The organism is Affinibrenneria salicis (assembly GCF_008710095.1).
In genome coordinates, this window is record NZ_VYKJ01000019.1 from 46,512 (window position 1) to 60,217 (window position 13,706).

Genomic DNA, 13,706 nt, shown 5'->3' on the forward strand with positions numbered 1-13,706 from the left:
CTTTTCTCTCGCTTGTCCCGCACGTCGCCGGTTTTTAATGCGCCTCAGCCGCGGAGTGCGCAGAGTTTTGACAGTTTGGTGTCTTTTTCAGCGGTTGGTTACAGAATCCGATTTAGCCGTTGACACCGTCTGTCGGGTCTCATATTATGCGCCCCGTTCACACAGATAGTTTGTGTCAGGACGGGGCTATAGCTCAGCTGGGAGAGCGCTTGCATGGCATGCAAGAGGTCAGCGGTTCGATCCCGCTTAGCTCCACCAATTCTTATTGGTTTGTTTCCTGTTATTTGTATCGTGTGGGGCTATAGCTCAGCTGGGAGAGCGCTTGCATGGCATGCAAGAGGTCAGCGGTTCGATCCCGCTTAGCTCCACCAATCCTTTCCCCGGCGTCATTTCTTTTTTCGTACCGCTCAGTCTCTTTTTTGTTCATTCACCGCATGCCGTCCGCTATGTGCGATTTTTGGTATGGCTTTTCGCGGCTGGCGTTCGCTGCCTCCACTCGAGCGTAAAAGCAGCGAACGATGTACTACTGCGCGTCGGGCAGGCGCGGGGTCCAGTCAATTGGCGTCAGCCCCTGTTGTTCCAGCAGCTGGTTGGCGCGGGAAAAATGACGGCAGCCCAGAAAACCCCGGTGAGCCGACAGCGGGGAAGGGTGCGGCGCTTTTAGCACATGATGGCGCTGAGGATTAATAATGGTGCCTTTCTTCTGCGCATGCGATCCCCAGAGTAAAAAGACAATCCCTTCGCGCTGTTCATTGAGCGCGGCTATCACCCGATCGGTAAATGTTTCCCATCCCAGATTCGCGTGCGAATGCGCTTTGCCGGCTTCGACGGTCAGCACCGTATTAAGCAGCAGAACGCCCTGTTGCGCCCAGCTTTGCAGGAAGCCGTGCTGAGGGATGGCAAAACCTTCAATATCGCTGGACAGCTCCTTATAGATGTTAACCAGAGAAGGGGGTGCCGGAATGCCGGGGCGGACGGAGAAGGACAGACCGTGCGCCTGATTCGGACCGTGATAGGGGTCCTGGCCGAGGATAACGACTTTTACCGCGTGCAGTTCGGTGAAACGAAATGCGTTAAAGACGTCCGGCTGTGGCGGATAGATGGTTTTTCCCGCGGCGCGTTCACTGGCGACAAATTTCAGCGTATCAACAAAATAGGGTTGTTCTTTTTCCTGAGCCAGTACGTCGCGCCAGGTGAGGGAAGGGGCCATTATGCACTCCTTGTCTGTTCGATTAATTAACCAGTGCGTAGAGTACCGCCTATTCGGACAAGGTAAAACCGTAACAGAGTGCGGCGGACGTATTTGCCGGCGGGCTCCCATCGGCCGGTCGGAACGTTATGTGTTGAAAAATAGTTGAAAATTTACAAAAAAAATTGCAGTTACCGTGCGGCTAAAATTGATATAAAACAATAAATTGATATCACGCCCCGTAATGGTGGGGCGGTAAAATTGATTTATGTCAAAGAATTGCTGGTGTCAGACTGGTATACAGGTTATCAGATACTCATACGTTTTATCCGGACGTTAAAAGAAACGTAGTAGTGGCAGAGAATTTTTGCATTACAACAATGATTACCGTCCTATTGATGGAGGCACAAAATGATTACTGGTATTCAAATCACGAAAGCAAATGACAGCGCTCTGGTTAACTCTTTCTGGCTGTTGGATGAAGAAAAATCGCAGGCTCGCTGTGTATGCGCGAAGGCTGGCTATAGTGAAGATCAGGTAGTTCCGGTGAGCGATCTGGGGCAGATTGAATACCGTGAAATTCCTCTGGAAATGAAACCGCAGGTTAACGTGGAAGGCGGTCAGCACCTGAACGTCAACGTTCTGCGCCGTGAAACGCTGGAAGACGCCGTTAAGCACCCGGAAAAATATCCGCAGCTGACCATTCGCGTGTCCGGTTACGCCGTTCGTTTCAACTCGCTGACTCCAGAACAACAGCGCGATGTGATCACTCGTACTTTTACCGAAAGCCTGTAAGCGGTAAATTCGCGCTGGTTGAGTTTTAGTTAATATTGCGAGAGTTGGGGCGCCAGCAGCGCTATCCCGATAGGGCTCATGTTGATTCATGAGCCCTTTTTTATGTGACTGATTCCTGGTTGGATAAAATTTCACTGTTCCACAATGGGGTACACGCCGGTTGACTGATATTCGCGCCTGCTTACGCAGTGGCGGTTGAAAGCAGCATGCCGGTTTATACAACACGTCATGGCCGATGACGGAAAAAATACGGAACAGGCAAGGTGTTGTGTTTTAATGATAATTATCAGGCATGCGCTTTATTTAACTGCCTGGAAACGGCGTCGTACATGCCTTCCACATAAATATTCAGATCTTTATCAATCGTGACGATGGCGCAGGCGTTATGAGGCAGCGGCCACTCGACCAGCGCCTTAGTGGTGAAGTAATGGATGCCATTTCTGAAATTATAACGGCCTGGATGATGGTGGCCGGAGAAGACCGCCAAAACCCGTCCCGAATCTTCCAGCGCTTTGACCACGGGCTCAGCGTTCTGAACGATAACTTTCGCTTTCGCCATTTCCGGGTCAAAGTAATCCAGCGTCTGGTGCGTAAACACCACGACGGGTTTGTCGTCGGATTTTAGTACGGCGCGCAGCCAGTCAATCTCTTCATCAGGAATATGGGCGATATCCCAGGTAAAGTTGTTGTGAGAGAAGTGCACGCCTTTGCCTTTGGAATCGATATAACAGGCGTCCAGTACGATGAAGCGAACGCCATTTTTTACAAAGGTATAATAAAACTTGCCGTTGGCATCGCCGGCGTTTTGCGTACAGGCAAGAAAGTCCTGCGGACTGATGGCGTCAAAGTCATGATTCCCGACGACGTGGTAGCGATCGCCTTTAAATTTAGCGAATTCACCCTCCACTTGCTTCAGGAAACCTATAGTCTGTTCATGATTCTGGGGGCTGACGCAGTCTTTAAAGTCGCCAAGTTCAATGGCAAAGTCGAGCGACTGCGTGTTGAACAGGTCGATGACCTGGCGAAATTTCGGCAGTGCATGCCGATAGACTTCGTAGAATTCCTCTCCCGGCGCGCCATAAGTATCGTTATCCGCATAATGGATATCGGTGACCAGGCCGAATTTCAGCAATTGTTTACCTGATTCAGGCAGCGTGAGTTGAGAGGCGGTGGGCGTTTCGGACAAGGCTGCAGCGGAGCGGGATGCCAGAAAAACCGCACCGGCTAACTGCAGGAATTGACGACGACGCATAACATAATTCTCCCGTTAGTGAGTTAATAGCGAAAGAATTATGCCGGCGTAGTGTATTAATCTTGTGACGCTTAGATGAAGAGCTAAGAATAATCCTGGTCTGCGGGCGTGTGGATGGGGACTTTGCCGGTGCGGCGCGGCCGGCGCAGGGGCTGCGCTATTCGGCCACGCCGGCCAACGACAGCGGCCGAACAACAAACGGCGCTGTGCTCAGCGGCCGCGCGCCGTTTGTTAATCGCGCGGCGATCTCCGGGCCTTATTCGGCAGCGGGCTCATCAGCCTTACGGGCTGGCTGGCGGCGTTTGCCGATATTTTTTTTGTCCCGGTGGCGCACTTTCACCTTGACCTTAACCTTCTCTTTTTCTTTTTGCTCTTTGCGTTTCGCCAGCACTTTTTTCGACGGTTTGCCGCTTTCTTTCGCTGACGGCGCTTTGGTTTCCGGCCGCAGTTCATCAATGACGCGGATTTTCATCGGCTCTTTCAGGTAGCGGCTGATTTTGCCCAACAGCAGGTGGTCATGGGCTTCAACCAGCGAAATGGCGCAGCCTTTACGTCCGGCGCGTCCCGTACGGCCAATCCGGTGCAAATAGGTTTCGGCGGTTTTCGGCAGGTCAAAGTTAAATACGTGGCTGACGTCCGCTATATCCAGACCGCGAGCCGCCACGTCGGTGGCGACCAGCACATTAACCCGTCCTTCGCTCAGGCGTTTAATCGCCTCATTGCGTTTAGCCTGTACCATCTCGCCTTCCAGATAGCTGGCGTTGATGCCGGCATCGCGCAGCCAGCCGACCAGCTCATGTACCCGCTCGCGTTTGCGCACGAACACAATAGAGCGCGTTGCTTCAGGCTGTTTTAGCAGGTGGCTGAGCAATGCGGTCTTATGAGTCACGTTATCGGCGCGGTAATACCACTGCAGAATTTTTTTGCGTTCGCGACGGGAAGGATCGGATTCGATCAGGATCGGCTCGTTGAGCAGGCGATCGGCGAAATCCTGAATGGCGTCGCCTTCCAGCGTGGCGGAAAACAGCAGCGTCTGTTTACGCCAGCGGGTTTCGCCGGCGATATGCTCGATATCCTGGGCGAAGCCCATATCCAGCATGCGATCGGCCTCGTCGAGAATCAGCGTTTCCACCGCCCGGCAGTCAAAGTTTTCTTCTTTTATGTACTGCAGCAGACGACCGGTGGTCGCCACCACGATGTCCTGATTTTCGCTGAATACTTCGGCATGGTTCATATAGGCCACGCCGCCGGTAATGGTCGCGATATCCAGGTGCGTGTGCGCCGCCAGCGCGCGCGCCTGATCGGCTACCTGCATGGCCAATTCGCGCGTCGGGGTCAAAATAAGAATACGCGGCGGACCTGACTTTTTCCGGGGGAAATCCAGTAAATGCTGCAGGGTCGGGAGTAAGAAGGCCGCTGTTTTGCCAGTGCCCGTAGGCGCGGAACCCAGCACGTCACGTCCATCCATCGCTGGAGGAATGGCCTCCTCCTGGATCGCGGTGGGCTGTTCATAGCCCAGATCGCGCAGGGCCTCTAACAGGCTTTCATCAAGATCGAACTCGGAAAAATTGGTTACAGTCATGGTCTACCTCTGTTTGGGGCGCTGATTATAGACGTATTGGCTGGCTTGTTCACCTGTTTATCCCCGTCATCTTGCAAGTTGCCGGCTGGCTGCAGCGCGCAATCTTTTAGCGATAAGCTGACAAGCGAGGTTTTCCTGCGACACTCTTTATCCTATGCTACGGCGGTTTCCGGCCGGAGTCATGAATTATGCAACAGCACTTACAGGATAAAACGCCGCTGAGAGGCGACGGATTTACCTTCAGGCAGTTCTTTGTCGCGCACGATCGCTGTGCGATGAAAGTCGGCACTGACGGCGTATTGCTGGGCGCCTGGGCGCCGCTGCGCGGCGACAAAATCCTGGATATCGGCTGCGGCAGCGGGCTGATTGCCCTGATGCTGGCGCAGCGCAGCCGTAGCGAGGTGCGCATCGATGCCGTCGAGATTGACGGCGCGGCCGCGCAGCAGGCGCGCGAGAACTTGCAGGCGTCTCCGTGGGCGCAGCGTCTGCGGCTATATGAAGGGGATGTGGTCGGGTTCGCCGCCGCTACGGCGCGCCGCTATTCGCTGATTGTCAGCAATCCGCCTTATTTCCCCGCAGGGCCGGCCTGCCGCAGCGCTGAGCGCGAGCAGGCGCGCTATACCAGCAGCCTGAGCCACGCCAGCCTGTTGGAATGCGCCGCCGCGCTGTTGACGCCGGATGGGCTATTTTGTTTGGTGTTGCCGCAGGATATTGCAGGGCTGTTTTGCCAGCAGGCGTGTTCACGCGGCTGGTATGTGGCGCGCCGGCTGACGGTGGCGGACAGGGCGTCCCGGCCGGCGCGGCGGGTACTGCTGGCTCTGGCGCGCCAGCCGGCGGCGTGTTATGAACAGCGACTGGTGATCCGCGACGACGACGGGAGCTATTCCGCGGCGTTTCAGGCTCTGACTCACGCCTTCTATCTGTTCATGCCTTCCCCGTCCTAGAATACGGGACGGATTTCGTCAGGGCTGCAGGATGGTGCGGCGCGGATTGTCCAGCTTCTCGGGATAATCGAGCGTGTAGTGCAGACCGCGGCTCTCTTTTCTTTCCAGCGCGCAGCGCACAATCAATTCGGCCACCTGCACCAGGTTGCGCAGCTCCAGCAGGTTGTTGGAAATGCGAAAATGCGAGTAGTACTCATCAATCTCCTGCTGCAGCATGGTGATGCGCCGCCGCGCTCGCTCCAGCCTTTTGGTGGTGCGCACGATGCCGACATAATCCCACATAAACAGGCGCAGCTCGTGCCAGTTGTGCTGAATGACCACTCGTTCGTCAGGATCGTCGACCCGGCTTTCATCCCAGGCCGGCAGATTTTTAACCGGTTTCATCAACGGCAGACGCTGCAGGATATCCTGCGCCGCCGACCAGCCGTAGACCAGGCATTCTAGCAACGAATTGGAGGCCATCCGGTTTGCGCCGTGCAGCCCGGTGTAGCTCACTTCGCCGATCGCGTATAGTCCATCCAGATCGGTCCTGCCGGCCTGGTCGACCATCACGCCGCCGCAGGTATAGTGCGCGGCGGGGACAATGGGAACCGGATCGCGGGTTAAATCAATGCCCAGCGTCAGCAGCTTCTCATAGATAGTGGGGAAATGCCGGGTAATGAATTCAGCCGGTTTATGGCTGATATCCAGGAACATACAGTCAACGCCGAGGCGCTTCATTTCATGGTCGATGGCGCGCGCCACCACATCGCGCGGCGCCAGTTCGCCGCGCGCATCGAAATCGGGCATAAAACGGCTGCCGTCGGGACGTTTTAGCCAGGCGCCTTCGCCGCGCAGCGCTTCCGTCAGCAGGTAATTGCGCGCCTGCGGGTGATAGAGGCAGGTGGGATGGAATTGGTTAAATTCGAGATTCGCCACCCGACAACCCGCGCGCCACGCCATGGCGATGCCGTCGCCGGAGGAGATGTCCGGGTTGGTGGTGTACTGATAGACTTTCGACGTGCCGCCGGTCGCCAGCACTACCGCCCTTGCGCGGCAGGATTCCACCACCTCGCGTTCGCGGTTCCAGATGTACGCGCCGGCGATGCGCCGGGTGCCGCTCAGACCGATTTTGTCCGACGTGATCAAGTCGACCGCATTGCACCGTTCCATAATGCTGATATTCGGATGGGCGCGCGCCTGGGCGACCAGCGTGGTTTCCACGGCTTTACCCGTGGCGTCGGCGGTGTGCAGAATTCGGCGATGACTGTGCCCGCCTTCGCGGGTTAAGTGATAGCGGGACTCGCCTTCCGAGCTGGTTTCTGTGTCGAACAATACGCCCTGATCGATCAGCCACTGCACGCAGCTGCGGGCGTTGCTGGCGATGAACTCCACCGTTTCTCGTTCACACAGCCCGTCGCCGGCGATCAGCGTATCTTCGACGTGTGACGCGATGCTGTCGGTTTCATCAAATACGGCGGCGATGCCGCCCTGAGCGTAAAACGTGGCGCCCTCATTGAGCGGCCCCTTGCTTAATACGATCACGTTGCATTGGGGCGCGAGACGCAGCGCCAGCGACAGGCCGGCGGCGCCGCTGCCGACAATTAATACATCGCAGGAATAATCTGAAGTCGTTTTCATCGGTTTATGTTTTGTGAATGAAAAACAATAATCCGATACTAGCACCGTAAAAGCCCATAACGCACCATTTTTTGTACAAAATGTTTAGTAAATTAAACTTTGTCGCAAAAAAATAGTGTATGCCGCGCTCTGGTGCGAAAATATGTGATTTAGCGTATGATTCCGCCCCGGGCGTAGCGAAAGTACAAAGCTGGCGTGCGCTATCATTATGAGGCTATAGCCTGACATACTACGCCAGTCTCCCGCGGACGAACGGAATTTCCGTATGCGGCGGCAATTCGTGACGCGGGCGGCGTTTAACCCGGCTGCCTGAACCCCGCTGCGTATGCAACAAAAGCCCGTTGTGGCCGGAACTTTATGAGAAAAATAAAATCAAAGCTGGTGCTTGCTCGGTCTATGGCATGATAGCTGGCAATACTATTTTTTTACGCATGGATACAGGCTTGGGGAGATATTACCTCGGATGAGCGAGCAGTTAACGGATCAGGTATTGGTTGAACGGGTCCAGAAAGGCGATCAAAAGTCGTTTAACTTACTGGTCGTTCGTTACCAGCACAAAGTGGCGAGCCTGGTGTCCCGCTATGTTCCGCAGGGGGACGTGCCTGACGTGGTGCAGGAGTCGTTCATTAAGGCCTACCGCGCGCTGGAGTCGTTCCGCGGCGAAAGTGCGTTCTACACATGGCTTTACCGTATAGCGGTCAATACGGCAAAAAATTATCTGGTTGCACAGGGGCGGCGCCCGCCCGCCAGCGATGTCGATGCCAACGACGCGGAAAATTACGAAAATGCCGGCGCCCTGAAAGAAATTTCGAACCCTGAGAATTTAATGTTGTCAGATGAGTTACGACGGATAGTTTTCCGCACTATTGAGTCGTTGCCGGAGGATTTGCGGCTGGCGATTACACTGCGTGAGCTGGATGGCCTGAGCTATGAAGAGATAGCGGCCATTATGGATTGTCCGGTCGGCACCGTTCGTTCACGTATTTTTCGTGCGCGGGAAGCTATTGATAATAAAGTTCAGCCTCTCATTCAGCGCTAGCTTTTTAGCGCTGACTCAGGTGGATATTGACAGGTAAGGGTATCGGATATGCAGAAAGAGAAACTTTCCGCTTTGATGGATGGCGAGACCGTTGATAGCGAACTGCTGAATACGTTGTCGAGTGATGATGATCTGCAGCAGAGCTGGCAGCGTTATCATTTAATTCGCGACACGTTGCGTGGTGATATTGGTAATACGGTTGTTCACCTTGATATCGCTGCGCAGGTTGCCGCTGCTATCGAAAAAGAGCCGGTCAGACTGGTTCCGCTGGCCGTGCCGGAATCCCAGCCGGCTCCGGCCTCATGGAGCAAACTTCCGTTTTGGAACAAAGTTCGTCCGTGGGCCAGTCAGATTACCCAGATCGGCGTGGCCGCCTGCGTCTCAATGGCGGTGATTGTCGGGGTGCAGAATTACAACCATCCGGGCGGCAATAATAATGCGCCGGATGGCCAAAGCGAGCTGGCGCCGGTGTTCAACTCGCTGCCGGTGATGGGCTCCGCTTCTCCGGTTAGTCTGGGCGTGCCGTCGGATAATCTTTCTCACAGCGGTCGTCAACAGGTTCAGGCCCAGCGTGAACGCATCAATGCGATTTTGCAGGACTATGAATTACAGCGCCGTTTACACGTTGAACCACTACAGGCCGATCAGCATGAAACCCAGCAGGCTGCGGTTCAGGTTCCCGGCACTCAGTCATTAGGAATGCAACCGCAGTAATGAAGCGTTTTTGGTTTGCCACTTGTTTGCTGGCAGGCAGCCTGTTCTACTCAGCCCTCGCCCCGGCCCAGACGGATACCGGGGCGTTGTTGCAGAAAATGAACAGCGCCAGCCGCGCATTGAGCTACGAACTTTATTTCGTCAACGTCAGCAATCAGGGGATCGAATCCCTGCGCTATCGCCACACGCTGTTTAACCGGCATTCGCTGGCGCAATTGGTGCAACTGGACGGGCCGCGGCGCGAGATCGTCCAGCGCGGCAACAGCATTAGCTATTTTGACACCGGAATGGAGCCTTTTTCGCTGCCGGGCGATCATATTGTTGACGCTTTGCCGGCTCTGGCTTACGCCGATTTCAACTACCTGGCCAACTACTATAATTTCATCCCTGTCGCCCGATCGCGCATTGCCGATCGGCTGTGCGATGTAATTCGCATCGTGCCGCGCGATGGCTCGCGCTATAGCTATGTGGTGTGGCTGGACGCCGAGTCCGGTCTGCCGCTGCGCGCTGATTTACAGGGGCGTGAAGGGGAGGTGCTCGAACAGTATCGGGCCATTTCCTTAACTATTGACCAGGATATTCAGACGGCGATGAAATCGCTGGAAACGGCCAACCTGCCGCCGTTGCTGACTACGCCTCGACCGGAACAAACCCGCTTTAACTGGACGCCGCAGTGGCTGCCCGGCGGCGTGAAGGAAGTCTCGTCCGGGCGTCGTTCGCTGCCGGAGATCAATCTCGCTATTGAATCGCGTATGTACAGCGATGGTTTGTTCAGTTTCTCGATTAATATCAATCCCACGGGCGACCAGCCGATAGAGCAGCAGTATCTGCGTACCAGCGGACGGCGTATGGTGCATACCGAAGTGCGCGATAATCGTGAAATCACCATCGTCGGGGAACTGCCGCCGATCACCGCTAAGCGTATTGCGGATAATATCGTCTTCGGAGAGGCGAAGTGATCAAGGAATGGGCCACGGTCGTCGCCTGGCAACAGGGCGTCGCGACGCTGCGCTGTGAGCCGCGTTCCGGCTGCGGCAGCTGCCAGTCGCGCTCAGGCTGCGGCGCGCGGGCGCTCAGCGAGCCGGGCGATCTCGCCCCTGCGTCGCTGTTCCAGATTCCTTATGCCCGCCCGCTCAGCGTAGGGCAGCGAGTGGAACTGGGCATCGGCGAAGGCAGCCTGCTGCGTTCCGCGCTGCTGATTTATATGACGCCGCTGGCCGGTTTGCTGAGCGGCGCCGCGCTGATGCAGGCGCTGAGCGGCAGCGAAATAATGGCGGTGTGCGGCGCATTCGCCGGCGGCGCGCTGGGTTTTATGCTCGCCAGGCTGCAAGCCGGGAAGATGGAGCAAAACAGCGACTATCAGCCGACTATTCTGCAGGTGGCGCTGCCTGACGCGCAATTGCGCGTCCAGACCGCGAGCGAACAGCGGGGTTAATCTTTAACCTGTCGCACGTTATTTCCTTTTATTTGTCCCCCTTCCGGCCGGCTTAATATCTTCTTTCATCTTGCTGCGCGTGCTTTCTGAATAAAACGGTCATAATCGTGGGTAATGCGCCGCACATGACTAGGTTTTCAACCTTGCGCCATGTAGAATGCAGCGGTTCCGGTGAAAGACATTCTCTGTCATTTTCACTTCATGTGCGTGCCCATCGGCAACAGTGTCTGAACAGCAGGGTAGAAAAATACTTTAGAATGAAGAATATAAGAAACTTTTCCATTATTGCTCACATCGACCACGGTAAGTCGACGTTGTCCGATCGTATTATTCAAATCTGCGGTGGCCTGACCGAGCGGGAGATGGCCGCGCAGGTTCTTGATTCGATGGATCTGGAACGTGAACGCGGCATAACCATTAAAGCGCAGAGCGTCACGCTGGACTACAAAGCACTGGATGGCGAAACCTATCAGCTGAATTTCATCGACACGCCGGGACACGTAGACTTTTCGTACGAGGTATCCCGCTCGCTGGCCGCCTGTGAAGGGGCGCTGCTGGTGGTGGACGCCGGGCAGGGCGTTGAAGCGCAGACGCTGGCGAACTGTTATACCGCGATTGAAATGGATCTGGAAGTGGTTCCGGTTCTGAACAAAATTGACCTGCCGGCGGCCGACCCCGATCGCGTCGCGCAGGAAATAGAGGATATTGTCGGCATAGACGCCGCCGACGCGGTGCGCTGCTCGGCCAAGACCGGCGTAGGCGTGCCCGAAGTGCTGGAACGGCTGGTGCGCGATATTCCGCCGCCGGTCGGCGAGCCAGGCGAGCCGCTGCAGGCGTTGATCATCGACTCCTGGTTTGATAATTACCTGGGCGTAGTCTCGCTGGTGCGGATTAAAAACGGCAGCCTGCGCAAGGGCGATAAGGTCAAGGTGATGAGCACCGGTCAGGTGTATAACGCCGATCGTCTCGGCATCTTTACGCCGAAGCAGGTCGACCGTGACGTGCTGAACTGCGGCGAAGTCGGCTGGCTGGTGTGCGCCATCAAAGATATTCTCGGCGCGCCGGTCGGCGATACGCTGACGTTATCCCGTCAGCCCGCCGAAAAGGCCTTACCGGGCTTTAAAAAAGTTAAACCGCAGGTCTATGCCGGTCTGTTCCCGGTCAGCTCCGATGATTACGAATCCTTCCGCGATGCGTTGGGTAAACTGAGCCTGAACGACGCCTCGCTGTTTTATGAACCGGAAAGCTCCACCGCGCTTGGCTTCGGCTTCCGCTGCGGTTTCCTTGGTCTGCTGCATATGGAGATCATTCAGGAACGTCTGGAGCGCGAATACGATCTCGATCTGATCACCACCGCTCCCACCGTGGTGTACCAGGTTGAAACCACCGGCGGGGACGTCGTTCATGTGGACAGTCCGTCCAAACTGCCGCCGCTGAATAATATCGCCGAACTGCGCGAGCCGATTGCGGAATGCCATATGCTGCTGCCGCAGGAATATTTGGGCAATGTGATTACCCTGTGTGTGGAAAAACGCGGCATCCAGACTAACATGGTTTATCACGGCAACCAGGTTGCGCTGACCTATGACATCCCGATGGCGGAAGTGGTGCTGGACTTCTTCGATCGCCTGAAGTCCACTTCACGCGGCTACGCTTCGCTGGACTACAATTTCAAATGTTTCCAGGCCTCCGATATGGTGCGCGTCGACGTATTGATCAACGGCGAGCGTGTGGACGCGCTGGCGCTGATTACCCACCGCGACAATTCGCAGTACCGCGGGCGTGAACTGGTGGAGAAGATGAAAGATCTGATCCCGCGCCAGCAGTTTGATATCGCGATTCAGGCCGCCATCGGCAACCACATCATCGCGCGTTCAACCGTCAAACAGCTGCGTAAGAACGTGCTGGCGAAATGTTACGGCGGCGACGTGAGCCGTAAGAAGAAACTGCTGCAGAAGCAAAAAGAAGGTAAGAAACGTATGAAGCAGGTCGGTAACGTGGAGCTGCCTCAGGAAGCGTTCCTGGCCATTTTACACGTAGGAAAAGACAGTAAATAATCCATCCTGAGGAGCTGGCATGGCCAATATGTTTGCCCTGATTCTGGCACTGGCGACGCTGATTACCGGCATCGTGTGGTGTTTCGAACGTTTTAAATGGGCTCCCGCTCGCCAGGCAAAAATGGCGGCGTTAAGTGAATCGGCCGGCGTAGGGGATAACACGCCGGTTAAAACGGTGAAACAGCCGGGCTGGGTGGAAACCTGCGCGTCGGTGTTCCCGGTGCTGGCACTGGTTTTCATCGTGCGGTCGTTTGTTTATGAACCCTTTCAGATCCCGTCGGGTTCCATGATGCCGACGCTGCTGATCGGCGATTTTATCCTGGTGGAAAAATACGCCTACGGGATTAAAGACCCTATCACGCAGACCACGCTGATTGAGACCGGCCGCCCTAAACGCGGCGACATCGCGGTGTTCAAATATCCGCTGGATACCAAAGTGGACTATATTAAGCGGGTCGTTGGGTTGCCGGGAGACCGGATCAGCTATGATCCGATCGCCAAACAGGTGACGGTGCAGCCGGCCTGCAGCGGCGAGCAGTCGTGCGATAAAGCGCTGGCGGTAACCTACAGCGATAGGCAGGCGAGCGATTTTGTCCAGACTTTCAGCCGCGCCGGCCAGGGCGAGGCCAGCAGCGGTTTTTATCAGTTGCCGGCCGGCGAGCAGATGGATAACGGTATCCGTCTGGCCGGCAGAAAAGAGCAACTGGGCAGCGTAACGCACAATATTCTGGTGGTGCCCGGTCTGCAGGATCAGGCCGGCATGTATTACAAACAGCCCAGTCAGCCGCTGGCCGTTTGGGTTGTTCCCCCTGGCCATTATTTTATGATGGGCGACAACCGGGATAATAGCGCGGATAGCCGTTATTGGGGTTTTGTGCCGGAGAAAAATCTGGTGGGCAAAGCCACGGCCATTTGGATGAGTTTTGAAAAACAGGAAGGCCAGTGGCCGACCGGCGTTCGTCTGAGCCGTATCGGCGCTATTCACTAACGGCGAGCATAAACCCGCAGCATTCTCCGGCGGGCCGTTGTAGAATAGAGAGAAGTGAACTCAGGCTCCGGTCGGGGCCTGTGCAAACGAA

12 protein-coding genes and 2 tRNA genes are annotated in these 13,706 nt (G+C 55.7%); 10 read left to right on the plus strand and 4 right to left on the minus strand.

The genetic code is table 11. The features are described 5' to 3' along the window. Positions 1-182: 182 nt before the first annotated feature. Both FJU30_RS24335 and FJU30_RS24340 read left to right on the plus strand, forming a co-directional pair. Positions 183-258, plus strand: a tRNA-Ala gene (locus FJU30_RS24335). Positions 259-295: 37 nt separating this feature from the next. Then, a tRNA-Ala gene (locus tag FJU30_RS24340) sits at positions 296-371 on the plus strand. A gap of 152 nt (positions 372-523) precedes the next feature. Here FJU30_RS24340 and ung read toward each other — a convergent pair. Beyond that, positions 524-1,210: a uracil-DNA glycosylase gene (gene ung, locus FJU30_RS24345; RefSeq protein ID WP_150437547.1), complete on the minus strand. Its 687-nt coding sequence runs from the start codon at positions 1,208-1,210 to the stop codon at positions 524-526. A gap of 390 nt (positions 1,211-1,600) precedes the next feature. Here ung and grcA point away from each other — a divergent pair, with 390 nt between their 5' ends. Next, positions 1,601-1,984 (plus strand): autonomous glycyl radical cofactor GrcA, encoded by a 384-nt coding sequence (gene grcA / locus FJU30_RS24350; RefSeq protein WP_150437548.1) that lies wholly within the window; start codon positions 1,601-1,603, stop codon positions 1,982-1,984. A gap of 286 nt (positions 1,985-2,270) precedes the next feature. On the opposite strand, the gene FJU30_RS24355 is transcribed toward grcA, so the two are convergent. Together FJU30_RS24355 and srmB are read right to left on the minus strand one after the other, a co-directional pair. Further along, entirely contained in the window at positions 2,271-3,236 is a 966-nt protein-coding gene (locus FJU30_RS24355; protein WP_150437549.1) for a metallophosphoesterase, read from the minus strand. Between the two features lie 256 nt (positions 3,237-3,492). Beyond that, positions 3,493-4,818 (minus strand): ATP-dependent RNA helicase SrmB, encoded by a 1,326-nt coding sequence (srmB, locus tag FJU30_RS24360; protein ID WP_150437550.1) that lies wholly within the window; start codon positions 4,816-4,818, stop codon positions 3,493-3,495. A gap of 188 nt (positions 4,819-5,006) precedes the next feature. Between srmB and trmN the strand changes: the two genes are divergently transcribed. After that, a complete protein-coding gene (gene trmN / locus FJU30_RS24365; RefSeq protein WP_150437551.1) occupies positions 5,007-5,762 on the plus strand; it encodes a tRNA(1)(Val) (adenine(37)-N(6))-methyltransferase TrmN in 756 nt (251 codons plus the stop codon). Between the two features lie 18 nt (positions 5,763-5,780). Here trmN and nadB read toward each other — a convergent pair whose 3' ends face one another. Further along, positions 5,781-7,382: an L-aspartate oxidase gene (gene nadB, locus FJU30_RS24370; protein WP_150437552.1), complete on the minus strand. Its 1,602-nt coding sequence runs from the start codon at positions 7,380-7,382 to the stop codon at positions 5,781-5,783. A 463-nt stretch (positions 7,383-7,845) separates the two neighbouring features. On the opposite strand from nadB, the gene rpoE reads away from it, so the two are divergent. The 6 genes from rpoE (at position 7,846) to lepB (ending at position 13,615) form a co-directional block, all read left to right on the plus strand. Then, a complete protein-coding gene (gene rpoE / locus FJU30_RS24375) occupies positions 7,846-8,421 on the plus strand; it encodes an RNA polymerase sigma factor RpoE (protein ID WP_150437553.1) in 576 nt (191 codons plus the stop codon). Between the two features lie 48 nt (positions 8,422-8,469). Next, positions 8,470-9,135 carry an anti-sigma-E factor RseA gene (gene rseA / locus FJU30_RS24380; RefSeq protein WP_150437554.1) on the plus strand — a complete coding sequence of 222 codons (666 nt, stop codon included), beginning with the start codon at positions 8,470-8,472 and terminating at the stop codon, positions 9,133-9,135. Continuing rightward, complete coding sequence (gene rseB / locus FJU30_RS24385) at positions 9,135-10,094, plus strand: sigma-E factor regulatory protein RseB (protein ID WP_150437555.1); 960 nt, start codon at positions 9,135-9,137, stop codon at positions 10,092-10,094. Before rseA ends, rseB begins: the two co-directional genes overlap by 1 nt. Then, complete coding sequence (rseC, locus tag FJU30_RS24390; RefSeq protein WP_150437556.1) at positions 10,091-10,570, plus strand: SoxR-reducing system protein RseC; 480 nt, start codon at positions 10,091-10,093, stop codon at positions 10,568-10,570. Before rseB ends, rseC begins: the two co-directional genes overlap by 4 nt. Positions 10,571-10,827: 257 nt before the next feature. Then, complete coding sequence (gene lepA, locus FJU30_RS24395) at positions 10,828-12,627, plus strand: translation elongation factor 4 (protein ID WP_150437557.1); 1,800 nt, start codon at positions 10,828-10,830, stop codon at positions 12,625-12,627. A 19-nt stretch (positions 12,628-12,646) separates the two neighbouring features. Then, complete coding sequence (lepB, locus tag FJU30_RS24400; protein ID WP_150437558.1) at positions 12,647-13,615, plus strand: signal peptidase I; 969 nt, start codon at positions 12,647-12,649, stop codon at positions 13,613-13,615. Positions 13,616-13,706: the final 91 nt, after the last annotated feature.

Bases quoted from the DNA above. Each gene is read 5' to 3' on its own strand.
- ung (WP_150437547.1), bottom strand. From the start codon at position 1,210: ATGGCCCCTTCCCTCACCTGGCGCGACGTACTGGCTCAGGAAAAAGAA.
- grcA (WP_150437548.1), top strand. From the start codon at position 1,601: ATGATTACTGGTATTCAAATCACGAAAGCAAATGACAGCGCTCTGGTT.
- FJU30_RS24355 (WP_150437549.1), bottom strand. From the start codon at position 3,236: ATGCGTCGTCGTCAATTCCTGCAGTTAGCCGGTGCGGTTTTTCTGGCA.
- srmB (WP_150437550.1), bottom strand. From the start codon at position 4,818: ATGACTGTAACCAATTTTTCCGAGTTCGATCTTGATGAAAGCCTGTTA.
- trmN (WP_150437551.1), top strand. From the start codon at position 5,007: ATGCAACAGCACTTACAGGATAAAACGCCGCTGAGAGGCGACGGATTT.
- nadB (WP_150437552.1), bottom strand. From the start codon at position 7,382: ATGAAAACGACTTCAGATTATTCCTGCGATGTATTAATTGTCGGCAGC.
- rpoE (WP_150437553.1), top strand. From the start codon at position 7,846: ATGAGCGAGCAGTTAACGGATCAGGTATTGGTTGAACGGGTCCAGAAA.
- rseA (WP_150437554.1), top strand. From the start codon at position 8,470: ATGCAGAAAGAGAAACTTTCCGCTTTGATGGATGGCGAGACCGTTGAT.
- rseB (WP_150437555.1), top strand. From the start codon at position 9,135: ATGAAGCGTTTTTGGTTTGCCACTTGTTTGCTGGCAGGCAGCCTGTTC.
- lepA (WP_150437557.1), top strand. From the start codon at position 10,828: ATGAAGAATATAAGAAACTTTTCCATTATTGCTCACATCGACCACGGT.
- lepB (WP_150437558.1), top strand. From the start codon at position 12,647: ATGGCCAATATGTTTGCCCTGATTCTGGCACTGGCGACGCTGATTACC.